Here is a 24,954-nt window from a genome sequence, read left to right as displayed (position 1 = left end):
TCGTCGCGCCGCAACTGTACGTCGCGGTCGGCATCTCGGGTGCGATCCAGCATCTGGCCGGCATGAAGGACTCGAAGGTCATCGTCGCGATCAACAAGGACGAAGAAGCGCCGATCTTCAGCGTGGCGGATTACGGCCTCGTCGGCGATCTGTTCACCATCGTGCCGGAACTCGTGAAGGAACTCGGCTAAGCGCCGCGGCGGCTGAAACAGGCCGCCGAGAATAAGCGAAGGGCGCTGGACCGACCAAGTCCCGCGCCCTTTTTTCATATCAAGGGAGGAGAACCGAAATGAGCTATACGGCGCCCATCAAGGACATGCTGTTCGTGATGAAAGAACTGGCCGGACTCGAAGACATCGCGAAGCTGCCCGGCTTCGAAGACGCGAACCTCGACACGGCGCGGGCCGTGCTCGACGAGTCGGCGAAACTGTGCGGCGAAGTGCTCGCGCCGCTGAACGTCGACGGCGATCGCAACCCGAGCAGCTGGAAGGATGGCGTCGTCACCGCGACGCCCGGTTTCAGGGATGCGTTCCGCCAGTTCGCCGAGGGCGGCTGGCAGGGTGTGCAGCACCCGCTCGACTACGAAGGACAGGGGTTGCCGAAGCTGATCGGGACGCCATGCGTCGAAATGCTCAACGCGTCGAATCTGTCGTTCGCGCTGTGTCCTTTGCTCACCGACGGCGCGATCGAGGCACTACTGACCGCCGGCAGCGAAGCGCAGAAACAGACCTTCGTGCCGAAGCTGATTTCAGGCGAATGGACCGGCACGATGAACCTGACCGAGCCGCAGGCGGGCTCCGATCTCGCGCTGGTGCGCACGCGCGCCGAGCCGCTGGGCGACGGTTCGTTCAAGCTGTTCGGCACGAAGATTTTCATTACCTGGGGCGAGCACGACATGGCGAAGAACATCGTCCATCTCGTCCTTGCGCGCACGCCTAATGCGCCCGATGGTGTGAAGGGCATTTCGCTGTTCCTCGTGCCGAAGTTTCTCGTCAACGCGGACGGCTCGCTCGGTGAGCGCAACGATGTGCATTGCGTGTCGATCGAGCACAAGCTCGGCATCAAGGCGAGCCCGACCGCGGTGCTGCAGTTCGGCGATCACGGCGGCGCGATCGGTCAGTTGATCGGCGAAGAGAATCGCGGCCTCGAATACATGTTCATCATGATGAATGCCGCGCGTTTCGCGGTCGGCATGCAAGGCGTCGCGATTTCGGATCGCGCGTATCAGAAGGCCGTCGCGTATGCGAAGGAGCGCGTGCAGAGCCGTCCCGTGGATGGCTCCGCGAAGCAGTCGGTCGCGATCATCCAGCACCCGGACGTGCGCCGCATGCTTTCGACGATGCGCTGCCTGACCGAGGCGTCGCGCGCGCTCGCGTACGTCGCGGCCTCGCACTGCGATATCGCGCATCGTCATCCTGACGACGCGACGCGTGTCAGGCATCAGGCGATCTACGAATACCTGGTGCCGATCGTGAAGGGCTGGAGCACGGAATTGTCAATCGACGTGACGAGCCTCGGAGTGCAGGTGCATGGCGGCATGGGCTTCATCGAGGAAACCGGCGCCGCGCAGTACTACCGCGACGCGCGCATTCTGCCGATCTACGAAGGCACGACCGCGATCCAGGCCAACGACCTGATTGGTCGCAAGACGCTGCGCGACGGCGGCAAGGTCGCGAAGGAACTGCTTGCTGGTATCGCCGAAACGGTCGAAGCGCTCGGCGCGCAGCAGGGCGCGGCGTTTGCGTCGATGCGGACGCAACTCGCTGAGGGTCAGCGGGCGCTTGGCGCGGTCGTCGATTTCGTCGTCGCGAATGCGAAGGGCGATCCGAACGCGGTGTTCGCGGGCAGCGTGCCCTATCTGAAGCTCGCGGGCATCGTGCTAGGCGGCTGGCAGATGGCGCGTGCGCAGCTTGCGGCGGCGGCGAGGCGCGACGAAGACCCCGCGTTTCATGACGCGAAGATTGCGACCGCGCGGTTTTACGCCGAGCATGTGCTGCCGCAGGCGGCGGCGCTCGAAGTGGCGATCGTCAGCGCGAAGGGTGGCGAGGGCGTGCTGGCTTTGTCGGAAGACCAGTTCTAAGCATGCCGCTGCTGTTTGTTGCCGCGTGCGCTTGCGGCCAGGGCCGCAAGCGCACGCACTCGAACTCACGCATACGCCGGCCGATGTTCGCCCCCGGTCTCGCCGAGATAGCGATGCACCGACAGATCGTCCGCGCGGATCGCCGGTTGCTTGCCCGACAACAGGTCGGCGAGCAGTTGGCCTGAGCCGCACGACATCGTCCAGCCGAGCGTGCCGTGGCCGGTGTTCAGGAACAGGTTCGGCACCGGCGTGCGGCCGACGATCGGCGTGCTATCCGGCGTCATCGGCCGTAGACCGGTCCAGAACGTCGCCTTCGATGTGTCGCCGCCGCCCGGGAACAGGTCGTTCACTGAAAGCTCGAGCGTCTTGCGGCGCGCCTCGCGCAGTGATTTGTCGAAGCCCACGACCTCAGCCATGCCGCCGACGCGAATCCGGTCATCGAAGCGCGTGATCGCGATCTTGTAGGTCTCGTCGAGCACGGTCGACACCGGCGCGGCAGCCGCGTTGACGATCGGCGCGGTGATCGAATAGCCCTTCAGCGGATAGACCGGAATCTTCACGATGCCGTCGAGGAAGCGCGTCGAGTACGAGCCGAGCGCGACCACGAACGAGTCCGCGCGCACCAGTTCGCCGCCGCACTGCACGCCGGCGATGCGGCCGCCTGCCATCGCGAGCGCGTCGATCGGCGTGTTGTAGCGGAACTTGACGCCCAGTTGCTCGGCGAGTGCCGCGAGTCGCGTCGTGAACATCTGGCAGTCGCCGGTTTCGTCGCCTGGCAGGCGCAGGCCGCCGGTGAGCTTGTGCGACACCGCAGCGAGCGCCGGTTCGGCCTTGCCGAGTTGGTCGGCGCTCAGCAGTTCGTACGGCACGTTGGCTTCCTGCAGCACGGCGATGTCTTTCGCGGCGCCGTCGAACTGCTGCTGCGTGCGAAACACCTGCAACGTGCCGCCGGTGCGGCCTTCGTACTGGATGCCGGTGTCGGCGCGCAGCGCCTGCAGGCAGTCGCGGCTGTATTCGGCGAGCCGCACCATGCGGCCCTTGTTCACCGCATAGCGCGGCGCCGTGCAGTTCTGCAGCATCTGCCACATCCATTGCAGCTGGAACGTGGTGCCGTCGAGGCGGATCGCGAGCGGCGCGTGCTTCTGGAACATCCACTTGACGGCTTTCAGCGGCACGCCCGGCGCGGCCCACGGCGACGCGTAGCCCGGCGAGATCTGGCCCGCGTTGGCAAAGCTGGTTTCGAGCGCCGGGCCAGCCTCGCGATCGATGACGGTCACTTCGTGACCGGCGCGTGCGAGGTAGTACGCGCTCGTTACACCGACGACGCCACTGCCCAAAACGACGACTCGCATAGCTGCTCCAGATATCCAAAAATTGAGTGAGGGCAAGGCGCGTTTCGCTGGATTCGATCTGCTTCGATTCAACGAGCTGCAATCTGAGGTGAAATGCCGTCTGCCCAGTGTTAACCGCTATACTATTAACAGTTAAGCAGGTTTTGTTATCGTATTTTCATCATTTTCAGCAAAAACACTATGCGTACCCAGCGCCATCCCGTGCGGGCTCTCGATAAGCTCGATCACAAGATCCTGCGGCTCCTGCAGCAGGACGGCCGTATGGCGATGAAGGACCTGGCGGAACTGGTCGGCCTGTCGGTGACACCTTGCATCGAGCGCGTCAAGCGGATGGAGCGCGACGGCGTGATCACCGGCTACTACGCGCGCGTGAATCCGGCAGAACTGGGCGCGGCGCTGTTGGTGTTCGTCGAGATCACGCTCGATCACAAGAGCGGCAACATGTTCGACCAGTTCCGCCGCGAGGTGCAAAAGATCCCCGAGGTGCTCGAGTGCCACCTCGTGTCGGGAGATTTCGACTATCTGATCAAGGCGCGCATCGGCGAAATGGCCGACTACCGCAAGTTGCTCGGCGACATCCTGCTGCAGTTGCCGGGAGCGGTGCAGTCGAAGAGCTATGTGGTGATGGAGGAAATCAAGGAGACGCTGACGATCGCGGTTACCGACTAAGTGCCTGATCCCTAACGGGACTGGTCGCGCATCTCGCGGCACCCGAAGTGCTCGACAAACGGCGTAAATACTGTATATTTATACAGGTGTTTGCGCCGTTTTCTTTTGGCGCTTCCTGTTTGCGCTTGCTTTGCGTGGCCCGCCGTGGATGACCCCGACACCCCTGACATTCCCGAATTTCCGATCGCGCCGCCGGCACCTCGCAAGGGGCGCGGTGCGGTCACGAACCTGCAAGGCCGCTACGAAGTCGACCAGCGCGAGGCCGTCGACGACGGCTGGCAGGCGGCCGACGAAGACGGCGAGCCGAAGCTGCTGCGCACGCAGGTGTTCGAGGAGCGCGCGAAAACCATCCTCACACGCAACGCGTCGCCGGACATTCCGTTCAATGTGTCGCTGAATCCGTATCGCGGTTGCGAGCACGGTTGCATCTATTGCTTCGCGCGGCCCACGCACAGTTACCTGGGGTTGTCGCCGGGGCTCGATTTCGAAAGCCGCATCTACGCGAAGATCAACGCGCCCGAACTGCTCGAGCGGGAACTGTCGAAGAAATCCTATGTGCCGGAGCCCATCGCGCTCGGCGTCGCGACCGACGCATGGCAGCCGGCCGAACGCGACTTGCGACTTACGCGTCGGGTGATCGAGGTCCTCAGCGAGCGCAATCACCCGTTCGCGGCGATCACCAAATCGTCGCTGATCGAGCGCGATATCGACCTGCTCGCGCCGATGGCGGAGCGCGGGCAATTCATGGCCGCAATCACGATCACCACGCTGGACGCCGACATCGCGCGCACGCTCGAACCGCGCGCGGCCACGCCGTCGCGCCGCCTGCGCACGATCCGTACGCTCAGCGAGGCGGGCATTCCGGTCGGCGTCAGCATCGCGCCGGTGATCCCGTTCGTCACCGAACCGGACATGGAGCGCGTGCTCGAAGCGTGCGCGGAAGCGGGCGCCAGCAACGCGAGCTATATCGTGCTGCGCTTGCCGTGGGAGGTCGCGCCGCTGTTCAAGGATTGGCTGAGCGCACACTTCCCGGATCGCGCCGAGCGCGTGATGAACCGTGTGCACGACATGCGGGGCGGCAAGGATTACGACTCGTCGTTCTCGACCCGCATGAAGGGAGAGGGCTTATGGGCGGATCTGCTCAAGCAGCGCTTTCACAAGGCCGCGCGCCGGTTTGGGCTGAGCGGGCGTGACCGCGGCATTCTCGACATGTCGCACTTCCGCCGGATCGAGTCGCCGCGCGCCGAGCAGGCGAGCGCACCGGCGCGTGACAATCCGCAATTGAGGCTTTTCTAGCGCGCAGGAATGCCTGCCTGGGCCACGGGTGTTACTGCGAAATCGCTTTGGCCGCTTCGACCTGGCTTTCGAAGTAGGTCTGGAACGCGAGCGCGAGACCGGTCATCAGCAGAAACGCACCGATGAGCAGCGAAAAGATCACGACGAAAATGACCGTCCAGCCTGAGCGGCTTTTGTGTTGCGTATGGGCGTTGAATTGCGCATCCCATTTCTGATCCGGACGCAGCCCGTAGACGAGCGCGGCCAGAAACGCAGCGAACAGTGAAACCGCACCGATCGACGCGAGCACCCAGCCGAGGATCGACGCGCGCTCGGTCGCGATCAGCAGCATCACGCCGGGAATGCCGATCAGCGTGCCGAGCAGATGCGTCCAGCCGAAGATGTCCCGGATGCCATACAGATAGAAGCGGTGGGCGCCGAGGCTGCCGAACAGGAACGCCAGCGCGGCGGTGAGCGTCTTGGATCTGAAGCGCGGGGAGGTCGAGGCAACGGTGGACATGAACGCGTGGGCAGAGTGACAGGCGGTCGAAAGGAGCAGTGTGCCGCAGGGCGCGGACCGACGCGCATTCTACGCCTGCGGCGGGCGGGTGGTTACGTTGAGGGCGAGCGCCCGCGCTGAAGGCGGGGCGGCGGAACGCGCCGGAACTGGCTGAAGACCAGTACAGCCGCTCAGCCGGACATGCATGCATCCGCGTTCTACGGCGCCGAATACGTGACGCGATAGATTGCGCCGGCGGTATCGTCGCTGATCAGTAGCGAACCGTCCGGCAACGGCAGCACATCGGCGGGACGGCCCCACACCGATTCGCCGGGTTGCAGCCAGCCTTCGGCAAAGACTTGCTGGCGTGCGTGGCTGCCGTCAGGGTCGGTGATCACGCGCACCACGCGGTAGCCTACCTTCTTGCTGCGGTTCCACGAGCCGTGCTCGGCGATGAAGATATTGTTGCGGTAGTCGGGCGGAAACATTGGACCGTCGTAGAAGCGCATGCCAAGCGCCGCCACGTGCGCGCCAAGCTTGATCACCGGCGGCGTGAAGTCGCTGCACGGATGATCCTTGCCGAACTCGGGATCGGGCGTGTCGCCGCCGTGACAGTACGGAAAGCCGAAGTTCATGCCGACTCGTGACGCGCGGCTGAGCTTGTCGCTCGGAATGTCGTCGCCGAGCAGGTCGCGACCGTTGTCGGTGAACCACAGTTCGTTGGTGATCGGATGCCACGCGAAGCCAACCGAATTGCGGATGCCGCGCGCGACGACCTCGTAGTGGCTACCGTCCGGGTCCATGCGGCCAATCAGCGCAAAGCGGTCCGGATCTCTCTGGCAAATGTTGCACGGCGCGCCTTGCGGCACGTACAGCTTGCCATCCGGGCCGAACGCGATGAATTTCCAGCCATGATGCGTGTCCGTCGGCAGCTTATCGGTGACGACGACCGGTTTCGGCGGATCGTTCAGGTGCGAGTCGATCGCATCGAAGCGCACGATTTTCGACACGGCCGACACGTACAGCGCGCCATCGCGCCACGCGACACCGGCGGGCATCTGCAGCCCGGACGCGATCACGTGGCGGCCCGTCACGCGGCCGTTCCGCAGTTCGAGCGCATAGACGTGCCCATCGTTGCTGCCCACGTACAGAATGCCCTTGGGCGATAACGTCATCGCGCGTGCGCTCGGCACGTCGTCCGACAACACCTCGATGTGAAAGCCCGGCGGCAGTTTAATTTTCTCGATGGGTAGCGCGGCGTTTGCCGTCAACGCCTGCGCGGTGAGCAACGTGGCCGCCGCCGCGCGTAGAATCCGGCTGCGCGGGGTGCGCGAAAGTCCAGCAAAGCGCACGAAAAAGGCAAAAAAGGCGAATCGAAACAGGAGGTTCGGTTGGCGTTGCACACGCGCTCCTTCAGGTAATTCGGGCGTTTGAGCGGGTTCTCGCACCTCTTGTAGAAGGCCGGTGCGGCCCTGTTCCACAGTTTATCCCGGTAAGTGTTTGTTATGGCGTCGGTTTCCCGCTATAATCGCGTGTTTCAGTCGTTCCGAACCCCGGTTTTCAAGGATTCTAGTATGGTCATCATCCGCTTGGCTCGTGGCGGCTCCAAGAAGCGCCCGTTCTACAATATCGTCGCCACCGACTCGCGTAGCCGTCGTGACGGCCGCTTCATCGAGCGCGTCGGTTTCTACAACCCGGTCGCTACGAAGGGCGAGTCCCTGCGTATCGCTCAGGATCGCCTGACGTACTGGCAAGGTGTTGGCGCGCAGCTGTCGCCGACCGTCGAGCGTCTCGTGAAGGAAGCCCAAAAGGCACAGCCGGCTGCTTGATATGGCAGCCCGCGGGCGTATCGTCGTCGGTTCGGCCGGCGGCTCGCGCAACTCGCGTGAGCAGTCCGATGCGCAATTTGTGTTACTGAAGCAGACGCCAAAGCCGGCTGCGAAGTTGTTGTCGAGGTTATTCGATGTCTGAGCGTGATTCCGGCAGTTCTGGTAGCGCCAAGGCAGCTTCGCGCGCAAAGGCGTCTTGTCAGGCGTCGTTCGGCGCATTCGTCCGCAAGCCGGTCGAACGAACCGACGGCAAGTTGAAAGAGACGCAGGCCAAGGTAGCGAACGCTGGTTCGGAAGCTGCAGAAATGCGCATCGAAACGGCGGCGAGCTGGCCGGCCGATGCGGTCGAAGTCGGCGCAATCGTCGACGCCTATGGTCTCAAAGGCTGGGTCAAGGTGGCCGCGCATGCGGATGCCGGGCAGGGCGGCGACACCTTGCTGAGCGCGAAGCGCTGGTGGCTGCTGAAAGGCCAGGAGCGCAAATCGGCGCCGACCTTGCAGGCCAAAACGCATAGCGACAGCGTGGTCGCCCGTCTGGGTGGCATCGCTGACCGCGATGTGGCGCTGGCTTTGCGCGGCTCTCGCGTGTACATCAGCCGTAGCGAATTTCCGGCGCTCGAAGCCGACGAATTCTACTGGGTCGATCTGATCGGCCTGGACGTGGTGAATCTCGCTGGGCTCAGCCTCGGCAAGGTCGCCAGCATGATCGACAACGGCGCGCAATCGGTGCTGCGCATCGAATACCCGGCTACCGATAGAAGCGGCAAGCCGATCGTAGGCGAGCGTTTGATCCCGTTCGTCGGCGTCTTTGTCAAAACGGTGGACCAGACGGCCAAGCAGATCGTCGTCGACTGGGAAGCTGACTATTGAAATCTATCGTTGAGTGGGGAGAGCGATGCAGTTCGATGTCGTGACGCTCTTTCCAGAAATGTTCCGCGCGCTGACTGACTGGGGTATCACCAGCCGGGCCGCGAAGCAGCAGCGTTATGGGTTGCGTACGTGGAATCCGCGCGATTTCACGACCGACAACTACCGCACCATCGACGATCGCCCATACGGCGGAGGCCCCGGCATGGTCATGCTGGCTCGGCCGCTTGAAGATGCGATCAGTGCCGCGAAAACGGCGCAGTCGGAGCAGGGCATCGGCGCGTCGCGCGTCGTGATGATGTCGCCGCAAGGCGCCACGTTAAATCACGAGCGCGTGATGAAGTTCGCGACCGAACCCGGTCTGATCCTGTTGTGCGGGCGTTACGAAGCGATCGACCAGCGTCTGCTCGACCGTGTCGTCGACGAGGAAGTCAGCCTTGGCGACTTCGTGCTGTCGGGCGGCGAGCTGCCCGCGATGGCATTGATGGATGCGGTCGTGCGTCAGTTGCCCGGCGTGCTGAACGACTCGCAGTCGGCGGTGCAGGATAGTTTCGTCGACGTGCTGCTCGATTGTCCGCACTACACACGTCCCGAGGAATACGAGGGCGTGCGGGTGCCCGATGTGCTGCTCGGCGGCCATCATGCGGAAATCGAAGCGTGGCGGCGGCGCGAAGCACTGCGCAACACGTTGAACAAACGGCCCGATCTGATCGTGAAGGCCAGAAAGAACAGAATGCTGAGCCGTGCCGACGAGGCGTGGCTCGCAAGTCTCGCGAAGGAAGAGCCGAAGGCCTGAGGCTCCGGTCTTTCGAGCGGACAAAAGGCGGTGCCGTACATGCGTGTGCGGTGCCAGATGTGAACCCATCCTCTATCGGGGCCGTAGCCCAACGCAGTAAGCGTGGGCAGGTACGAACGCCGACAAGATGGATCTAGGAGTCAGTGATGAATCTGATTGCAAAACTCGAGCAGGAAGAAATCGCGCGCGTTCTCGGCGAAAAGACCATTCCGGATTTTGGTCCGGGCGATACGGTCATCGTCAGCGTGAACGTGGTTGAAGGCACGCGTAAGCGTGTGCAGGCTTACGAAGGCGTCGTGATCGCCAAGCGTAACCGTGGTCTGAATTCGTCGTTCATCGTCCGCAAGATTTCGTCGGGCGAAGGCGTCGAGCGTACGTTCCAGACGTATTCGCCGCTGCTGGCAAGCATCGTCGTCAAGCGTCGCGGCGATGTGCGTCGTGCGAAGCTGTACTATCTGCGCGAGCGTTCGGGCAAGTCGGCTCGAATCAAGGAAAAGCTGGTCTCGAAGGACCGCGCTCCTTCCGAAGCGTAAATGCTGTAAGAAAAAGCACCCCTCGCGGGTGCTTTTTTGTTGGCCAGGTCAAAATAGCGGCATGTCCCCGCTCATCCGAGAGACCCGTTGATCCGCCCCGTCTTTGAGCCCGAAACTCTGCCTGTCATCGCGACGGGCGCCGATCTGCCACCGGTCACGGGCGAGCGTCTGACGCCCGATGCACTGCGGGCGCGCTTCGATCGGCAACTTGCCTGGACCCCCGAAAAAATTGCCGATGCGCCGTGGCGCAACACCGACCTCGACCCACGCGTGGCCGCGGTGCTGGTGCCGCTCGTCGTGCGTGCGCGAGGCCTTACCGTGTTGCTCACGCAGCGCGCGGACCATCTGAGCGATCACGCCGGCCAGGTGAGTTTTCCCGGCGGCCGCCAGGAACCGTTCGACGCCAATGCGACCGCCACGGCGCTGCGCGAAGCGCGTGAAGAGGTGGGTCTCGACGCGTCGCGCGTCGAAGTTCTCGGCGCGTTGCCCGACTATCTGACTGGCACCGGCTTTCGCGTGTCGCCGATCATCGCTCTCGTGCACCCGCCGTTCTCGCTTGAGATCGATCCGCTCGAAGTCGCCGAGGTCTTCGAAGTGCCGCTCGCGTTCCTGATGGACCCGTCCAACCACGAAGAGCGCCTGTTCCGCTACGAGGGCGGCGAGCGCCGCTTCTTCGCGATGCCGTATCCGCGCGGCGAATTGACGGTGGCTCCGGAAGCCGCCGAGCAGCACGGCGGGCAACACGCTCAGACGGCCACGCCAGCGGCCGTGCAAAGCGGCCATCATTTCATCTGGGGCGCGACGGCCGCGATGCTGCGCAACCTGTATCGGTTCCTCGCCGCGTGAGAGCTATGACTCGCATCGACGCGCCGACGATGCGAGTTGCGCGAACGACGCACTTGTTGGCGCTTTGTCAGCGTCCGCGTTCAGACTCATCCGACCCTGTGCTATCGTTATAAAACAATCGTAAAAACTTAAAAAGCACGGCGCATCGCATGACTTTTTTCTCCGTATTGCTGGCTCTGATCATTGAACAGGTACGCGCGCTATCGCCGAACAATCCGGTGTCTGCGTTGCTTCAATACCATGCGGAGTCGGCGGCGCACGGATTCGATGCTGGCAAGCAACGTCACGGTCTGCTCGCGTGGCTCGTCGTGGTGCTACCCTGGACGCTCGCAGTCGCGCTCGTCTATTACGTGCTGTATCACATTCACTTCATGCTCGCGTTCCTGTGGAACGTCGTGGTGCTGTACTTCACGCTCGGCTTCCGGCAGTTCAGCCACTACTTCACCGACATCCATCTCGCGTTGAACAACGACGACGTGCCACGCGCGCGCGAAATCCTCAACGAATGGACCGGGCTCGAGACAGTCGACATGCCGGTCAGCGAGATCGTGCGTCACACGTTGATTCACGCGGTGGTCGCGTCGCATCGCCACGTGTTCGGCGTGTTCTTCTGGTTCCTGATTCCGGTCGGCCCTGCCGGCGCGGTGCTGTACCGTTGCGCGGAATATCTGGCGCGCGCATGGGCGCGGCCGACCGACGACCGCACCGTCGCGTTTTCGAGTTTCGCGCAGCGCGCGTTCTTCGTTATCGACTGGGTGCCGGCGCGGTTGACGTCGCTGGGCTTTGCGATCGTCGGCAATTTCGAGGATGCGATTTACGCGTGGCGCAATCATGCGCGGCAATGGCCCGATACGAACGACGGCGTGTTGCTCGCCGCGGGCAGCGGGGCGCTCGGCGCGCGCCTGGCCGGGCCACTCGCGGAGCCGTCGAGCCTCGACGCGCTCGCCACCGGCGACGGCGGTCCGATGCAGGTCGGCGACGACTGCACGCCGCGCACGCTGCAATCGGCGGTGGGGCTCGTGTGGCGCGCGGTCGTGTTGTGGATGATCCTGCTGTTGATGTTGACCATCGCGGTGTGGCTCGCCTGAAGCGGCCACGCGCGCGCAGCACAAGAGAAAGCCGGGCGTTGCCCGGCTTTTTCAATTCCCGACGACGCCTCACCCCTTCAAAGGATCGCGCACAGTCCCGCATTGCCAGCACACGGTGAACTGCGCCTCGAGCATTTCGCCGCACTGCTGACATTGCCATTGCGGCGCGCCCGGTGCCGGTCCTCGCGACGCCGCTTCGATCAGCCGCCGCGCGACCGCCTCATCGCGTTCATCGACGAGCCACAGCTCCGGCGCGCATTGATCGGCCGGAATCTCGCCGAGCGCGCCGTTCAGATAGCGGTTATGTAGCTCGCAGGCGATGCCCGCGGTCTCCAGCACGTTGACCCAATGCTGTCCGATGATCAGGTTCGGCGCGCGCATCAGTTTCATGTCAGCGGACGATCTGGCTCGCCTCGTGCACGAGTTGCGCATAAAGCGCATGCCGTTCGCGGCGGATGCGGCCGTCGGCGACCGCTTCGAGGATCGCGCAGCCAGGCTCGTGCAGATGATGGCAGTTATAGAAACGGCAGTTCGGCAGCAGCGCCCGGAACTCGGGGAACGCGCGTTCGAGCCGGCCTTCGGTCAGATGGTGCAGGCCGAATTCCTGGAAGCCCGGCGAATCGATCAGCGCGCCGGCCGCGCCGTTGACGTGATTCAAATCGGCCGTACCCTCCGACTGAGGCAGCGGATAAAGACGCGTGAACGTCGTCGTATGGCGCCCGCTGTTCAACGCGGTCGAGATCTCGCGCGTCGCCACTTCGGCATCGGGAATCAGCAGGTTCACGAGCGTCGATTTGCCCATGCCGGATTGACCGAGCAGCAGCGTCGCGTGACCGTGCAGATGTTCGGTCAGCGTGGCGCGTGCCGCCTCGGGCTGCATGCGGATCGACACTTCGAGCACCGGATAGCCGAGCGCGCGATACGGCTCGAGCCGCTTGCGCGCGCCATCCAGAGCAGCGGTGACGTCGATCTTGTTCAGCACGATCAGCGGCTTCAATTCGTTCGCCTCGGCGGCGACGAGCGCGCGGCCGAGCAGATCCTCGCTGAAATGCGGCTCGGTCGCGAGCACGATCAGCAGTTGGTCGAGGTTCGCGGCGAACAGCTTCGACTTGTACTGGTCCGAGCGATACAGCAGATTGCGCCGCTCGCCGATTTCGACGATCACGCCTTGATCCGCCGAAGTCGGCTCGTAGATCACGCGATCGCCGACCGCGACCTCGCTGCGCTTGCCGCGTGGGAAACACTGTAGCAGCGCGCCGCCGTCTTCAGGCGCGACCAGATAGTGGCGGCCGTGCGCGGCCACCACGAGGCCGCCCGTGCGCGCGCCGTGCATGCCGGACCCGGCGCCGCGCGCCGCTTTCTTGGGAGCGCGGCCGCTCATGCGTGCTGCAACAGTCGGTCGATCCGCTGCGAGGCCGGCGGATGCGAGTAGTAGAACGCGGTGTAGAGCGGATCGGGCGTCAATGTCGACGCGTTGTCCTCGTACAGCTTGACGAGCGCGTTGATCAGATCGTGCGCGTCGGTTTGCGACGCGGCGAACGCGTCGGCTTCGAACTCGTGCTTGCGCGAGCTGAGGCTGCCGAGCGGCGTGACGAAGAACATGAACACTGGCAGCGCAAGGAAGAACAGCACGAGCGCGAGTCCGCTGTTGCCGCCAATCAGCGACGGCCGCACGCCGAGCCCTTCGTAGAACCATACGCATTGCGTCAGCCAGCCGAGCAGCGCGAGCATCGCGAGGCTGATCGCGAACGTGACGAGCATGCGCTTCATCACGTGACGGCGCTTGAAGTGGCCGAGCTCGTGCGCGAGCACCGCTTCGATCTCGCGGCCCGACAGCCGCGCAAGCAGTGTGTCGAAAAACACGATGCGCTTGCTCGCGCCGAAGCCGGTGAAGTACGCGTTGCCGTGCGCCGAGCGGCGGCTGCCGTCCATCACGAACAGACCCTTCGCGGCGAAGCCGCAGCGCTTCATCAGCGCCTCGATGCGGGTCACGAGCGCTTCATCCTTCAGCGGCTCGAACTTGTTGAAGAGCGGCGCGATGAAGGTCGGGAAAATCAGCAGGCCGAACATCTGGAACGCGACCCACACGACCCATGCCCACAGCCACCACAGGTTGCCCGCGCGGTTCATCAGCCACAGCACGACAAACAACAGCGGCAGGCCGAACGCGATACCGAGCAGCGCGCCCTTCAGACGGTCGAAGAAGAACAGGCTTTTGCTCATGCGATTGAAGCCGAAGCGTTGCTCGACGACGAACTGCCGGTAGTAGTCGAACGGCAGGTCGATCGCGCTCGTGATCGCGATCACAGCGGCAACCAGCGCAATCTGACCGGCATAGCCGCGGCCGAGCCAGTCGGAGATCGCGAGATCGAGCATCTGCACGCCGCCGAGCAGCGTGAGCCAGATCAGCAGGGCCGCGCCGACGACGATCTCGACCATCGCGAGCCGCGTGCGCTCGACGGTGTAGTCGGCTGCGCGCTGATGCGCGGTGAGCGCGATGGTGTTCACGAACTGGCTGGGCACCTGTTCACGATGCGCGACGACGAAGCGGATCTGCCGCGACGCGAGCCAGAGTTTGGTGCCGACCATCGCGACGACGGCGACGATGAAGAGGGCGGTGAAGTACAGGGTAGGCATCCGAGGATTCCGTGGTATCTATGCGAGAATTATATGTTTCTTCCCGCCTCAGGGCGGAGATACGGTTTAACGCGGCGGTTTAACGCATCAGCTCCGGGCAGCAGTTCAAGGCGGCGCTTCAGCGCAGCCGGCCCGGCTCGAACCGCGCGAATCCATTTCAAACGAACACATGCCGCGCCGCACGGGCTTGCAGCGAAGCCCGCGGCGCGGCCCTCAGGGTTGCCTTCATGACTGACATCCTCGCATCCACCGAACAGCCGCCGCTCGTGCGCAGCGACATGAATCTCGTCTGGCTGGACATGGAAATGACCGGGCTCGAGCCCGACACCGACCGCATCATCGAGATCGCGGTGGTGGTGACGAATTCGACGCTCGACAGGATGGTCGAAGGTCCGGTGCTCGCGATTCATCAGAGCGATGAGACGCTCGCGAAGATGGACGAGTGGAACCAGAACACGCATGGCCGCTCGGGGCTGATCGATCGGGTGAAGGCCTCGACGGTCAGCGAGGCCGACGCAACCGCGCAGATCCGCGAATTCCTCGGCCAGTACGTGCCGCCGGGCAAGTCGCCGATGTGCGGCAACTCGATCTGCCAGGACCGCCGCTTCATGGCGCGCTGGATGCCGGATCTGGAGAGCTTCTTCCACTACCGCAACCTCGACGTGAGCACGCTGAAGGAGCTGTGCCGGCGCTGGCAGCCGGTCATCTACAAGGGCTTCCAGAAGCGCGCGATGCACACCGCGCTGGCCGATATTCACGAGTCGATCGACGAACTGAAGTACTACCGCGAGCATTTCCTCGTGCCGTCGGCGCCCGACGCCGCCTCGAGCGCCAAATAAAGCGCGGGCCTGCACCTGCAGGCCCTAATCCGCCAACCTCAGTCCTGCCGCGGCGCGCGCTGCGCGCTCTTTGGCCGGAACGCCTTCACCACGTCGGCGTTGGTTTCCACGTAAGGCCCGCCGATCAGGTCGATGCAGTAGGGCACCGCAGCGAAAATTCCCGGCACCTTCACCGCGCCGTCATCGCGCAGGCCTTCCAGCGTTTCCCGGATCGATTTCGGCTGTCCGGGCAGGTTGACGATCAGCGCGGCGTGCTGATCGGTTTCCCGGATCACCGCGACCTGGCGCGACAGGATCGCGGTCGGCACGAAATTCAGGCTGATCTGCCGCATCTGCTCGCCGAAGCCGGGCATCTCCTTGGTCGCCACCGCGAGCGTCGCCTCGGGCGTCACGTCGCGGCGCGACGGACCGGTGCCGCCAGTCGTCAGCACCAGATCGCAGCCCACTTCGTCGACCAGTTCGATCAGCGTCGCCGAGATGGTCGGCGCATCGTCGGCGATCAGCCGCGTGACGACTTGCCACGGCGAGCTCAAGGCCGCGCCGAGCCACTCCTGCAGCGCCGGAATGCCCTTGTCCTCGTACACGCCCGTCGACGCGCGGTCGCTGATCGACACGAGGCCGATCACGATTTCGTCGGGGTGGTTACGTTGCTTGCGTTGATCAGGCGTCGCGGTCGTCATCGTCGTGTTCCGGGGCGAGGTCAGCGTCTTCGGCTTCGTCGCCGGCGCCGGCCGCGTTCTTGATCCACTGGAACAGCTCGCGGAAGTAGCGCGGCGGCTTGCTCTGCTGCGCTTCCTTGCGCGCGTTGCGGATCAGCGTGCGGCCCTGCTGCGGGTCGGCGGCCGGGTGCTGGCGGATGAACTCGGTCAGTGCGGCGTCGTCGGCAAGCAGCTTTTCGCGGGTGCGTTCGATCCAGTGGAGCTTCGCCGTTTCCGTCTTGTTGACGCCGTTGTAAGTGTCGAGCGCGGTGCGCAGCGCGGCGGTTTCGGTGTCGAGCAGCGAGCGCATCACGCGGCCGACGTACTGGATCTGGCGGCGCTTGCCTTCATGATCGGTGATGCGGCGCGCTTCGCGCACGGCTTCGTCGAGCTTTTCGGGCATCGGCATGCGCTTGAGCGCGTCTTTCGGCAGCGCGACGAGCGCCGCGCCCAGATCCTGCAACGCCTGCATTTCGCGTTTGACCTGGGACTTGCTCGGACGATCGTAGCCGTTTTCGTCGACTTCCGTGACGACCGATTCGATCGGTTGAATGCGGGTTTTGCGTGTCATGCCGGTATTGTAACTTGCCGCGCCGGCCCGACCCGCGGCGGCGCGTACCTTGCTATGATCGCGGGATGCATTTATCCCGCACCCGCGCATCTCGCGCCGAACACGGTGCGCATACCCAGGGCCGCGCGGCCCCAACAGGACGGCAACCACAATGGCAGCAGACATGGACGTCAAGCAGCGCTTTTTTCCGCATACCCAGGATGAACTGAAGGAAATCGCCTCGGACATCCTCCGTCACGCGAAGGCGCTCGGCGGCACCGACGCCGCAACCGAAATCTCCGAGGGCGACGGCCTGTCCGTCTCCGTGCGGCGCGGCGAAGTCGAGACGATCGAGCACAACCGCGACAAGATGGTCGGTGTGACGGTGTTCATCGGCAACAAGCGCGGCAACGCGAGCACCTCGGACTTCACGCCGCAAGCGTTGAAGGACACGGTCGCGGCCGCCTACAACATCGCGCGCTTCACCGCCGAAGACGATTGCGCGGGCCTCGCCGAAGCCGAGCTGCTCGAAACCGCGCCGCGCGACCTCGATCTGTATCACCCGTGGAACCTGTCGGCCGACGAAGCGGTCGAGATCGCGCGCCGCGCCGAAGATGCCGCGTTCGCGACCGATCCGCAGATCAAGAACTCCGAAGGCGCGAGCGTGTCGGCGCAGCATTCGCAGTTCGTGCTGGCGACCTCGCGCGGTTTCCTCGCCGGCTACCCGTACTCGCGCCACTACATCGCGTGCGCGCCGATCGCCGGCAGCGGCCGCAACATGCAGCGCGACGACTGGTACACGTCGACGCGCAGCGCCGACGAGCTCGCCGATCCGGAAGCGGTCGGCCGTTACGCGGCGCAGCGTGCGCTCGCGCGCATCGGCGCGCGCGGCCTCGATACGCGCAAGGTCCCGGTGCTGTTCGAAGCGCCGCTCGCGGCGGGCCTGCTCGGCGCGTTCGTGCAGGCGACGAGCGGCGGCGCGTTGTATCGCAAGACCTCGTTTCTGGTCGACAGCCTCGGCAAGCCGGTGTTCGCGCCGCACGTGCAGGTGGTCGAAGATCCGCACGTCGCGCGCGCGATGGGCAGCGCGCCGTTCGACGAGGAAGGCGTGCGCACGCGTCAGCGCTCGGTCGTGAGGGACGGCGTCGTCGAGGGCTACTTCCTGTCCACCTACTCGGCGCGCAAGCTCGGCATGAAGACCACCGGCAACGCGGGCGGCTCGCACAACCTGTCGCTGCTCAGCTCGAACACGCGCGCCGACGACGACTTCGAAGCCATGCTGAAGAAGCTCGGCACGGGTCTCTTGCTGACCGAGCTGATGGGGCAGGGCGTCAACTACGTGACGGGCGACTACTCGCGCGGTGCGTCGGGCTTCTGGGTCGAGAATGGCAAGATCCAGTACCCGGTCGAAGAGATCACGGTCGCGAGCACGCTGCAGGAGATGTTCCGCCATATCGTCGCAATCGGCGCGGATACGATCACGCGCGGCACCAAGCAGACCGGCTCGGTGCTGATCGAGAGGATGACGATCGCGGGGCAGTAAGCCGCGCGGCGGCGCGTTCCGGCGCTGTCCCGTATCAAACGAAAACGCCACGCAGCTCAACGTTGCGTGGCGTTTTTTATTTGCATGCGTGGCGCGTGCCGTCAGACGTCCTTGCGTTGATACGTGACGAATGCGTAATCGAAGTCGTTCGGCGCATTCGAGTGATGCGCTTCGCGCGCGATTTCTTCCCACACGCGCGGGTCGATCGCGGGGAAGGTCGCATCGCCGGGGAAGTCGGCGGCGATCTCGGTGACGATCAGCTTGTCCGCGTGGCGCAGCCCTTCGTCGTACAACTCCGCTCCGCCGATCAGAAACGCTTGCGGCGCCTGGTCTTGCGCGGCGAGCGCGAGCGCTTCGTCGAGATTGGTCGCGGTGTCGCAGCCCTGAAAGCGCCGCGAGGCATCGCGCGTGACGACGATGTTGCGGCGTCCCGGCAGCGGCCGCCCGATCGATTCATGTGTCTTGCGGCCCATGATGATGGGCGCGCCCATCGTCGTGCGCTTGAAGAACTTGAGGTCTTCGGGCAGTCGCCAGGGCAACTGGTTGTCGCGGCCGATCACGCCGTTGCTGGCGCGAGCGACGATCAGGGTGAGCGTCGTCATCGAATGGAAAGAGGAGGGTAACCGGGCGATTCTACCCGACGCACCGATGCGCACCGATGCCCGCCCGCTGCTCACCCCTGCGCCGCCCCGTCCGTGGCGAGCCCCTTCTTGTCGTCGGCGCCTCCCGGTTCGCGCAAACCGTGCACGCCCATCAGCCGATACAGCGTCACGCGCGAAATGTTCAGATCCGCCGCCGCCTCGTTCAAGCGGTGCCGATGGCGCAGCAGCGCGGCCTCGATCGCGCGCTTCTCGGCGGCCTCGCGCGCCTGGGTGAGCGTCATGCTTTGCTGCTCGGTAAAACCGGCGAGGTCGAGGTCGTCGGCTGAGATCAGCTTGTTCTCGGCCATCACGATCGCGCGGCGCACGCGGTTGATCAGTTCGCGCACGTTGCCGGGCCAGTTGTAGTTGTAGAGCGCCTCGATCGCCGACGGTGTGAAGCCGCGAATCTTGCGCGCGTTGTCGGTCTTGAACTTGTGCAGGATGTGGTACGCGAGAATCTCGATGTCCCGCCCACGCGCGCGCAGGGGCGGCTCGTCGACGCGCAGCACGCACAGGCGATGAAACAGATCCGCGCGGAACTGGCCGTCGCGCATCGCGCCGTCGAGATCCACGTGGGTCGCCGAGATGATGCGCACGTCGACCGGGATCGATTCGCGTCCGCCGAGCCGCTCGATCTTGCCTTCCTGCAAAAAGCGCAGCAGGCTCGCCTGGCTTTCGAGCGGGAGGTCGCCGATCTCGTCGAGAAACAGCGTGCCGCCGTCGGCAGCCTCGACTCGGCCGATCTTGCGCTGATTCGCGCCGGTAAAGGCGCCGCGCTCGTAGCCGAACAGTTCGGATTGAAGAAGGTGATGCGGGATCGCGCCGCAGTTGATCGGCATGAACGGCGCCTTGCGGCGCGGCGAGCGCTCGTGGATCGCCAGCGCGGTCAACTCCTTGCCGGTGCCCGATTCGCCCGCGATGAAGACGCTCGCGTCGGTGTTCGCGACTTTGCGGATCGTGCGAAAGAGCTGCTGCATCGCCTCGCAGGTGCCGACCATTTCCTCGTCGCCCGCTTCGCTGGCGGGCGGCGGGAGCTCCGGGTCGCATAGCGTGACCATGCCGAACGCGTGGCCGGCCAGATAGTCGATCGTCGCGTGCGCGACGGGCAGCTTCACGAAGTCGAAGCAGTAGTGGCGCACGAGACGTCGCACCAGCGGATCGCTGAGCCGCTCGTTGCTCGCGAGCGCGATCCAGCCGATCTGCTGCTGACGCAGGCTCGCCTCGAGTCCGCCGATGTCGCGCGGCGCGAAGCTCGCCAGATCGACGATGCCCGCGCACGTTATGTCCGGCTTCAAAAGCCGCCCGAGTTCGTGCGCCGAGCGCGCGGCCGCGACCTGCCAGCCGCGGCTTTTCAGATGCGCGATCAGCGTTTCGTCGGGGGTGCGCGCGACGTACAGCAGCTGTCGCGCGACGCCCGGCATCGCGGCGCTCGCGGGCGCGCCGGTTTGGTTGCTAGCCGGTGGCTCGACGGCCGGCGCCGCGGCGGCCCCGGCGGACGACACCGCGGCGCGCTGCTTCGGCACCGCGAGCGACAGATGCGATCCCGCTGCCGCGACGGAAGCCACACTGCTCAGATGAGGTGATTCACGCACGTTCGACCTCGTATCGTTGGCACGTCAGAAGGTGTACGGAAAGCGCACGCCGACCACGAAGTTCGGCGCGTCGGGTGTGAGTCCGATCGATACCGAGCCGTTGATGGTCAGGTGCTTGTTCACGACGTGGTTCAGGCCAAAATTCATCGCCGCGGCCGTGGTTTCGCTGCCCGGCACCTTCTGGTAGCTGCCGCCCGGCGCCTTGGTCTGCGACTCGGGTTCGAGCGCCATCGTGAACGACACGCTGGCCGAATCCTTGTCGGAGAACGCGAGCGCGACGCCGCCGCCGAACTGCACGATGTCGCCGAGCTTGACCGTCGCCGGTTCGGTTTGTCCCTGCACCGACGAAATGTCCGCGAACGAACGCGCGAGGTTGTAGGTGTACGAAACGCTGCCGAACAGCACGACCGGGTCGTAGGTCTTCAGCACCGACAGACCCGCGGTGATGTTCCAGAATCCGGTGCCGGTCGGCAGTCGGGTCGGCGCGACGAGGTTGGTGTTGTTCGCGTCGATCTGCACGACTTTTTCGCCGAACGGCGAGCTGCCGGTCGGCGCCTTCACGCGCAGACTGCCGACCACGTCCGGCAGCGCATTGGTTTCCCTGACGAACTGGTAGTAGATGCCGAAATTCACGTCGCCGATGTCGTGACTCGACACCGTCGCGTCCGACAGCGTGCTGGCCGCGCCGCCCGCGCCGCCGACGATGAAGGTGCTGCGCCGGTACACGTACGGCACGTCGACGTCGACGTTGATGCGGTCGGACACGCCGTAGCGCGTGTCGAGGTCCGCCATCACTTGGTGCGACTTGGTCTGGCCGAGGTTGATGTTGCCGAGGAAGATCGCGTCGAGCGCGAGGAAGCCCGACAACTGCAACTGGCGACGGTCGTAGTAGGTGTCGCTGATGCCGAAGTCCATCGTCAGCTTGTGGTCGAACAGCGGCGCATGCTCGCGCTGCACGACCGCCTGCTCGGCCTGCGTGCGCACCGGTTCGTTCGCGCGCTGGGTCTGGCCGACCGCGCCGCTGCCGTCGGTGGCGGCGGGCAGGCCGCCGGCGCTGGCGTTGCCCGCGTTGCTGCCGTCCGGCGTCGGCGGATTGACCGGCACGCCGGTGGCGGTGCCGGTGGTGCCCGCCGGCGCGGGCGCGCCAGGCGCGATCTGCGCGAGCGGCGGCAGCGGCACCGGCAGGCCGTCGGCGCCGGGCTGCTCGGCCACCGCGCCGCTGCCCGCGGGAGCGCCGGCGCCCGGCACGCCGCGGCCGCGTTGCGCCATCTCGAGTTCGGTGACCTGGCGTTCGAGCGAATGGATCTGCCGCTGCTGCTCGTCGACGACGCGCATCAGCGTGTTCAGACGGTCCTCCACGGATTGACCGGCGAGCGCCTGCGCGCTCGCTGGCTGAGAAAGAGCCCAAAGCATGACGGCGGCCGGAATGGCCGCGAGAGCCATGCGCGGTGCCCTGGTCGATGACACTTTTTTCATTATTTGCGCCCCCGGTGGTCCGGCCGCGCGGTCCTGACTGCGCGGCCGTCTCTTTTCTGCTTGTGGTGCAACTGGCGGGTGGCGGCCCGCTCCGTTATCTCCTGTTTTGCAGTGCCTGCAGTACGCCCAACTGACGAAGCATCGAAGCCGACATCTGCTGGGTTTGCAGATGCAGTTGCAGGGCGTTGGCGACTTGCTGGTTATTGCCTGCGATCTGCAGCAACTGGGCGATCTGCCCGTTGCTCGGCGCGATGCTCTGGGTGGCGAGCCCAGCGGGTGTCTGCAGCGCGACGTTCACGCCGTTGCTGCCGAACGAAATGCCGGCTTTCACTGAGCCGGTCGAATTGCTGGCTGTCGCCGACGGCGCGTTGGCGGAGCCGGTCAGCGTCGCGGCGCTGTTGTTGAAGTCGATCAGCGCGGAGTTAGTGCCGCTGTTGCGATCGCCCGCGACCTGGCTAACCTGCGACACGCCGTTGACGCCGATGCTCTGGCCGCCGCGCGCCTGCGCATTCGGATTGGCGCCCGAATCGCCGGCATGGCCGTGCGCGCCGCTGCTCACGCTCGCGAACGTGCTGACGGAACTCGTGAGCTGGCCGCCACCGTTCTGTACCGCGCTCAGCGAGCCTTGAGCGAGCGCGCTCGCGCCGTTGGGCAACTGCCATTGCGAAATGACGTTCAGCACGAAGCCGGAGATCATCGTCGCGCCGGCGAATTTGCCGGTCTGGGTCGCGAGCACGTCGTCGCCGACCAGCTGCACTCGCAGCGGCTCGGCGCCCGGCGCGGACCGTGTCGAAACTTCGGGAGCCGGTGGCGAGGCGGCGCCCTCCGAAGCATGGGCAATGCTGCTTGCGCCGCAGGCGATGGAGCAGAGCACGAACCCAAGCGGTGTCAGGTGTGACTTCATGGCGGGATCAGAACATGTCTGCCTTGTTCAAGCCGTACTCGAAAAAGGGCGTCGCGGCGGTGCCGGCCGCCAGCGCGGCGGCGCGCAGCTTCAGCGCGAGCGACTCGTTGTCCTGCAACAGCGGTGAATCCTTCCTGAAGGGTTTGCCGAGGACCGCGAACACGAGGCCGTTCCAGGTCTTCGCGAAGTCGTCTTCGAGCACGATGCGATTGCCGAGCGCCGGGTCCGCGATGAACACGCGGCCGTCCTGCGCATGCTTGACGATCACGAAATGCTCGTAGCCGTCGATGTTCATCAGGACCATCACGGGGATCTGAAGGTGGTGAAGCGCGTCGACGTTGACGCGAAAGCCGCGGCCGCGCAGTCCGATGGTTTCGACGAAGTGCTTCATGTCGAGCATCGAGAAGCCGTTCTTGACGACGACTTCGGGCGTCGAGAAAACCATCATCCGGCGGATCAGTTCGGTTTCCGGAATATCGATGCCGTAGCCATACTTGAGGAGGGTGGCGAGCGCCGCCGCGCCGCAGCTGTAGTCGAACTGCTGATTGACGATGTGGTTGTAGCGCAGGTCCTTCATCGAACGGACCGTCTTCGTCAATGGCACGCCGACGAACGTGGACGTGTCGATGCTCGACTGTGCGGCGGCGTGGTCCGCGCACAGCACGCAGCCTGCCAGCGCTACCGCGAACGGTAGCGCCGGGAACTCCTTGAACCCGGTCATGCTGGTCTCCTGCCCGATCCGCGCCGGCAGCTTCTATGGCTGCCGGCGCGCCCTTCCGACTGCTTTTGCTTTTTCTGCTTGCCCGCGGTCGTCGCGTCGTCGGCTTACTTGCCGCTGTTCAGCGCCGCGATGGCAAGGCCGTTGTGCTGCAAGTTGCCCGCGCCGCCGGCGATGTTCACGCCGATGTTGCCGGAGGCGCCTTTCAACGTATCGGCGCCCAGACTTGCGGTGCCCTGGAATTGCCCGTGAACGACCATCGTGGCGGATTGCGAGTTGTCATCCGTCGCATCCATCGCGGTGGTCAGCGCCTTGCCCGGCGAGGTCGTCGTTACTGCGCCGGCAAGCGCGTTGTCCTGCGCGTTGCCGATGCCGGACGCGACGTTCACGCCGACGTTGCCCGTCACGCCCGACAGCGACCCGTTGCCGACCGACGCGTTCAGATTGAAGTTGTGGATCGCCGCGCTGCCGCCCGAGGACTGCACGTTGAAGTCCTGCGCGTTGCCGAACACGTTGCCGACGTCGACCGAGGCGAGCGACACGTCGTTGCTCTGCGCGTTGTCGATGCCTTCCGCGATGTTGATGCCGAGGTTGCCCGACACGTTGCTGGCCGCATTGGTGCCGGTGGTCGCGTTCAGCGTGGCGGCCCGTTCGTTGTTGATGTGCTGCGTGATCGAGCCGCGCGTCGTCACGTCGGTCGTCGCGAGGCCTTCGTCGATGCCCCATACGGCGCCGTACGCGTTGGTCGACGAAGAGCTGCTGCGCGAGTAGCTCGACGATTGCTCGCCGACCCTCGCAAAGCCGGAGCCTTCGCTCGCCTTGAAGCTCCACGAACGGCTTTGCCCGGACGCTTCGCTCGCTTCGAAGGCGCCGGCGACACCCGACGAGTTCGAGTAGCTCGACTCGCGATAACCGGCGTGCAGGCCGCCGTGGGCGCTGAACGAGCCGCTGCCGTGCGAGGGAGTGTTGTGGTCCTGATAGCTGTAGCTGCCGCCGATCGAGCCGCCCGCCGCGATATGGCCGCCCGAATTCTGACTCGTGTGCGAAAAGCTGCCCGCGATGCCGGCTGCCTGCTGGCTCGTTTCATAGCCGCCGCTCGTCACGCTCGCACTCTGGCTGCCGTACGCATAGCCGCCCGAAGCTTCGAAGCCCTGCGCGCTCGAGCTCGACGAGGTATGCCTTTGCGTCGTGAACGCGAATGCCGCGCCCCCGCCTCTGACCGACGACCTGTTGTTGTTGATGGTCGTGGTCACGGTGCCGGTGGTGTAGGTCTGCGCCTGCGGATCGAGCGTCGCGTTGACGTTGACCATCTGATTGTTGTTGATCACCGCGTTAGCCGTGCTGGAGACATGCACGCAGCCAAACAGTCCGACCATACCCTCGACGCCGACCATCTCGCCGACGACCGTCGTATTGAACAGGTAGGCCTTCTGCGGCGCGGCAAGCACGCTGCCGGATGCGGCAGCGAGAACGGCCGTGGCAATAAGAGTGCGCTTCATGATTCGCTCCGATACTTAAGTGTG

Annotated in this window: 26 protein-coding genes; 12 read left to right on the top strand and 14 right to left on the bottom strand. The window is 64.8% G+C overall.

All coding sequences use genetic code 11. The features are described from left to right. A partial coding sequence (locus AB3X86_RS07140) for an electron transfer flavoprotein subunit alpha/FixB family protein (protein WP_368595397.1) occupies window positions 1-191 on the top strand: 191 nt, incomplete at its 5' end. Between the two features lie 98 nt (window positions 192-289). Next, window positions 290-2,080, top strand: a complete 1,791-nt coding sequence (locus AB3X86_RS07135) for an acyl-CoA dehydrogenase (RefSeq protein WP_368595396.1) — start codon at window positions 290-292, stop codon at window positions 2,078-2,080. Between the two features lie 65 nt (window positions 2,081-2,145). On the opposite strand, the gene AB3X86_RS07130 is transcribed toward AB3X86_RS07135, so the two are convergent. Beyond that, window positions 2,146-3,432: a D-amino acid dehydrogenase gene (locus AB3X86_RS07130; RefSeq protein WP_368595395.1), complete on the bottom strand. Its 1,287-nt coding sequence runs from the start codon at window positions 3,430-3,432 to the stop codon at window positions 2,146-2,148. Window positions 3,433-3,612: 180 nt separating this feature from the next. On the opposite strand from AB3X86_RS07130, the gene AB3X86_RS07125 reads away from it, so the two are divergent. Further along, complete coding sequence (locus AB3X86_RS07125) at window positions 3,613-4,101, top strand: Lrp/AsnC ligand binding domain-containing protein (RefSeq protein ID WP_368595394.1); 489 nt, start codon at window positions 3,613-3,615, stop codon at window positions 4,099-4,101. A gap of 144 nt (window positions 4,102-4,245) precedes the next feature. Next, entirely contained in the window at window positions 4,246-5,397 is a 1,152-nt protein-coding gene (locus tag AB3X86_RS07120; RefSeq protein WP_368595393.1) for a PA0069 family radical SAM protein, read from the top strand. 31 nt (window positions 5,398-5,428) lie between these two features. Here AB3X86_RS07120 and AB3X86_RS07115 read toward each other — a convergent pair whose 3' ends face one another. Both AB3X86_RS07115 and AB3X86_RS07110 read right to left on the bottom strand, forming a co-directional pair. Next, a complete protein-coding gene (locus AB3X86_RS07115) occupies window positions 5,429-5,896 on the bottom strand; it encodes an NINE protein (RefSeq protein ID WP_368595392.1) in 468 nt (155 codons plus the stop codon). Window positions 5,897-6,093: 197 nt separating this feature from the next. Continuing rightward, window positions 6,094-7,278 carry a sorbosone dehydrogenase family protein gene (locus AB3X86_RS07110; protein WP_368595391.1) on the bottom strand — a complete coding sequence of 395 codons (1,185 nt, stop codon included), beginning with the start codon at window positions 7,276-7,278 and terminating at the stop codon, window positions 6,094-6,096. Between the two features lie 171 nt (window positions 7,279-7,449). Between AB3X86_RS07110 and rpsP the strand changes: the two genes are divergently transcribed. From rpsP to AB3X86_RS07080, 6 genes are all read left to right on the top strand, one after another. After that, window positions 7,450-7,704, top strand: coding sequence for a 30S ribosomal protein S16 (rpsP, locus tag AB3X86_RS07105; protein WP_013090118.1), 255 nt, complete (start codon window positions 7,450-7,452; stop codon window positions 7,702-7,704). A gap of 134 nt (window positions 7,705-7,838) precedes the next feature. Further along, on the top strand, window positions 7,839-8,573 hold the full coding sequence (gene rimM, locus AB3X86_RS07100) for a ribosome maturation factor RimM (RefSeq protein WP_368595390.1): 735 nt from the start codon (window positions 7,839-7,841) through the stop codon (window positions 8,571-8,573). Between the two features lie 25 nt (window positions 8,574-8,598). Beyond that, the gene (trmD, locus tag AB3X86_RS07095; protein WP_368590521.1) at window positions 8,599-9,366 is read left to right on the top strand and encodes a tRNA (guanosine(37)-N1)-methyltransferase TrmD; all 768 of its coding nucleotides are present in this window, start codon (window positions 8,599-8,601) and stop codon (window positions 9,364-9,366) included. Between the two features lie 146 nt (window positions 9,367-9,512). Next, window positions 9,513-9,899, top strand: a complete 387-nt coding sequence (gene rplS, locus AB3X86_RS07090; RefSeq protein WP_176105405.1) for a 50S ribosomal protein L19 — start codon at window positions 9,513-9,515, stop codon at window positions 9,897-9,899. An 87-nt stretch (window positions 9,900-9,986) separates the two neighbouring features. Continuing rightward, complete coding sequence (locus tag AB3X86_RS07085) at window positions 9,987-10,745, top strand: CoA pyrophosphatase (RefSeq protein WP_176124220.1); 759 nt, start codon at window positions 9,987-9,989, stop codon at window positions 10,743-10,745. A gap of 149 nt (window positions 10,746-10,894) precedes the next feature. Then, window positions 10,895-11,833: a CobD/CbiB family protein gene (locus AB3X86_RS07080; protein ID WP_368595389.1), complete on the top strand. Its 939-nt coding sequence runs from the start codon at window positions 10,895-10,897 to the stop codon at window positions 11,831-11,833. A 69-nt stretch (window positions 11,834-11,902) separates the two neighbouring features. Here the strand turns inward: AB3X86_RS07080 and AB3X86_RS07075 are convergent, their stop codons facing one another. Genes AB3X86_RS07075 through AB3X86_RS07065 form a run of 3 tightly spaced genes read right to left on the bottom strand, consistent with a single transcriptional unit; the run spans window position 11,903 to window position 14,470 of the window. Further along, window positions 11,903-12,223, bottom strand: coding sequence for a DUF2007 domain-containing protein (locus tag AB3X86_RS07075; RefSeq protein WP_176380308.1), 321 nt, complete (start codon window positions 12,221-12,223; stop codon window positions 11,903-11,905). Between the two features lies 1 nt (window position 12,224). Beyond that, window positions 12,225-13,214: a ribosome small subunit-dependent GTPase A gene (gene rsgA, locus AB3X86_RS07070; RefSeq protein ID WP_368595388.1), complete on the bottom strand. Its 990-nt coding sequence runs from the start codon at window positions 13,212-13,214 to the stop codon at window positions 12,225-12,227. Continuing rightward, window positions 13,211-14,470 carry a M48 family metallopeptidase gene (locus AB3X86_RS07065; protein ID WP_368595387.1) on the bottom strand — a complete coding sequence of 420 codons (1,260 nt, stop codon included), beginning with the start codon at window positions 14,468-14,470 and terminating at the stop codon, window positions 13,211-13,213. The genes rsgA and AB3X86_RS07065 overlap by 4 nt, the downstream gene beginning before the upstream one ends. A gap of 227 nt (window positions 14,471-14,697) precedes the next feature. Here AB3X86_RS07065 and orn point away from each other — a divergent pair, with 227 nt between their 5' ends. Beyond that, the gene (orn, locus tag AB3X86_RS07060) at window positions 14,698-15,309 is read left to right on the top strand and encodes an oligoribonuclease (protein ID WP_176366132.1); all 612 of its coding nucleotides are present in this window, start codon (window positions 14,698-14,700) and stop codon (window positions 15,307-15,309) included. Between the two features lie 38 nt (window positions 15,310-15,347). Here the strand turns inward: orn and mog are convergent, their stop codons facing one another. Next, window positions 15,348-15,989, bottom strand: a complete 642-nt coding sequence (gene mog / locus AB3X86_RS07055; RefSeq protein ID WP_176124215.1) for a molybdopterin adenylyltransferase — start codon at window positions 15,987-15,989, stop codon at window positions 15,348-15,350. Further along, complete coding sequence (gene yjgA / locus AB3X86_RS07050) at window positions 15,970-16,578, bottom strand: ribosome biogenesis factor YjgA (RefSeq protein WP_152853923.1); 609 nt, start codon at window positions 16,576-16,578, stop codon at window positions 15,970-15,972. Before yjgA ends, mog begins: the two co-directional genes overlap by 20 nt. Window positions 16,579-16,729: 151 nt before the next feature. Between yjgA and pmbA the strand changes: the two genes are divergently transcribed. Further along, entirely contained in the window at window positions 16,730-18,100 is a 1,371-nt protein-coding gene (gene pmbA / locus AB3X86_RS07045) for a metalloprotease PmbA (protein WP_368595386.1), read from the top strand. A gap of 101 nt (window positions 18,101-18,201) precedes the next feature. Here pmbA and AB3X86_RS07040 read toward each other — a convergent pair whose 3' ends face one another. From AB3X86_RS07040 to AB3X86_RS07015, 6 genes are all read right to left on the bottom strand, one after another. After that, a complete protein-coding gene (locus tag AB3X86_RS07040; RefSeq protein WP_368595385.1) occupies window positions 18,202-18,702 on the bottom strand; it encodes a dihydrofolate reductase in 501 nt (166 codons plus the stop codon). A gap of 71 nt (window positions 18,703-18,773) precedes the next feature. Continuing rightward, entirely contained in the window at window positions 18,774-20,333 is a 1,560-nt protein-coding gene (locus AB3X86_RS07035) for a sigma 54-interacting transcriptional regulator (protein ID WP_368595384.1), read from the bottom strand. Between the two features lie 24 nt (window positions 20,334-20,357). Further along, window positions 20,358-21,776: a hypothetical protein gene (locus tag AB3X86_RS07030; protein ID WP_368595383.1), complete on the bottom strand. Its 1,419-nt coding sequence runs from the start codon at window positions 21,774-21,776 to the stop codon at window positions 20,358-20,360. Between the two features lie 127 nt (window positions 21,777-21,903). Beyond that, a complete protein-coding gene (locus AB3X86_RS07025; protein WP_368595382.1) occupies window positions 21,904-22,713 on the bottom strand; it encodes a peptidase C39 in 810 nt (269 codons plus the stop codon). A 7-nt stretch (window positions 22,714-22,720) separates the two neighbouring features. Next, window positions 22,721-23,434, bottom strand: coding sequence for a C39 family peptidase (locus tag AB3X86_RS07020; RefSeq protein ID WP_368595381.1), 714 nt, complete (start codon window positions 23,432-23,434; stop codon window positions 22,721-22,723). Window positions 23,435-23,538: 104 nt separating this feature from the next. Next, a complete protein-coding gene (locus AB3X86_RS07015; RefSeq protein ID WP_368595380.1) occupies window positions 23,539-24,930 on the bottom strand; it encodes a hypothetical protein in 1,392 nt (463 codons plus the stop codon). Window positions 24,931-24,954 lie beyond the last annotated feature (24 nt).

It is taken from the genome of Paraburkholderia sp. BR14374 (assembly GCF_040948685.1).
Lineage (GTDB): Bacteria > Pseudomonadota > Gammaproteobacteria > Burkholderiales > Burkholderiaceae > Paraburkholderia > Paraburkholderia youngii.
This window is presented reverse-complemented; position numbering and strand designations above follow the sequence as displayed.

Excerpts from the sequence above, each read along its gene's own strand:
- AB3X86_RS07135 (WP_368595396.1), top strand. The coding sequence starts at position 290 with ATGAGCTATACGGCGCCCATCAAGGACATGCTGTTCGTGATGAAAGAA.
- AB3X86_RS07130 (WP_368595395.1), bottom strand. The coding sequence starts at position 3,432 with ATGCGAGTCGTCGTTTTGGGCAGTGGCGTCGTCGGTGTAACGAGCGCG.
- AB3X86_RS07125 (WP_368595394.1), top strand. The coding sequence starts at position 3,613 with ATGCGTACCCAGCGCCATCCCGTGCGGGCTCTCGATAAGCTCGATCAC.
- AB3X86_RS07115 (WP_368595392.1), bottom strand. The coding sequence starts at position 5,896 with ATGTCCACCGTTGCCTCGACCTCCCCGCGCTTCAGATCCAAGACGCTC.
- rpsP (WP_013090118.1), top strand. The coding sequence starts at position 7,450 with ATGGTCATCATCCGCTTGGCTCGTGGCGGCTCCAAGAAGCGCCCGTTC.
- rimM (WP_368595390.1), top strand. The coding sequence starts at position 7,839 with ATGTCTGAGCGTGATTCCGGCAGTTCTGGTAGCGCCAAGGCAGCTTCG.
- trmD (WP_368590521.1), top strand. The coding sequence starts at position 8,599 with ATGCAGTTCGATGTCGTGACGCTCTTTCCAGAAATGTTCCGCGCGCTG.
- rplS (WP_176105405.1), top strand. The coding sequence starts at position 9,513 with ATGAATCTGATTGCAAAACTCGAGCAGGAAGAAATCGCGCGCGTTCTC.
- AB3X86_RS07080 (WP_368595389.1), top strand. The coding sequence starts at position 10,895 with ATGACTTTTTTCTCCGTATTGCTGGCTCTGATCATTGAACAGGTACGC.
- AB3X86_RS07075 (WP_176380308.1), bottom strand. The coding sequence starts at position 12,223 with ATGAAACTGATGCGCGCGCCGAACCTGATCATCGGACAGCATTGGGTC.
- rsgA (WP_368595388.1), bottom strand. The coding sequence starts at position 13,214 with ATGAGCGGCCGCGCTCCCAAGAAAGCGGCGCGCGGCGCCGGGTCCGGC.
- AB3X86_RS07065 (WP_368595387.1), bottom strand. The coding sequence starts at position 14,470 with ATGCCTACCCTGTACTTCACCGCCCTCTTCATCGTCGCCGTCGTCGCG.
- orn (WP_176366132.1), top strand. The coding sequence starts at position 14,698 with ATGACTGACATCCTCGCATCCACCGAACAGCCGCCGCTCGTGCGCAGC.
- mog (WP_176124215.1), bottom strand. The coding sequence starts at position 15,989 with ATGACGACCGCGACGCCTGATCAACGCAAGCAACGTAACCACCCCGAC.
- yjgA (WP_152853923.1), bottom strand. The coding sequence starts at position 16,578 with ATGACACGCAAAACCCGCATTCAACCGATCGAATCGGTCGTCACGGAA.
- pmbA (WP_368595386.1), top strand. The coding sequence starts at position 16,730 with ATGGCAGCAGACATGGACGTCAAGCAGCGCTTTTTTCCGCATACCCAG.
- AB3X86_RS07040 (WP_368595385.1), bottom strand. The coding sequence starts at position 18,702 with ATGACGACGCTCACCCTGATCGTCGCTCGCGCCAGCAACGGCGTGATC.
- AB3X86_RS07030 (WP_368595383.1), bottom strand. The coding sequence starts at position 21,776 with ATGGCTCTCGCGGCCATTCCGGCCGCCGTCATGCTTTGGGCTCTTTCT.
- AB3X86_RS07025 (WP_368595382.1), bottom strand. The coding sequence starts at position 22,713 with ATGAAGTCACACCTGACACCGCTTGGGTTCGTGCTCTGCTCCATCGCC.
- AB3X86_RS07020 (WP_368595381.1), bottom strand. The coding sequence starts at position 23,434 with ATGACCGGGTTCAAGGAGTTCCCGGCGCTACCGTTCGCGGTAGCGCTG.
- AB3X86_RS07015 (WP_368595380.1), bottom strand. The coding sequence starts at position 24,930 with ATGAAGCGCACTCTTATTGCCACGGCCGTTCTCGCTGCCGCATCCGGC.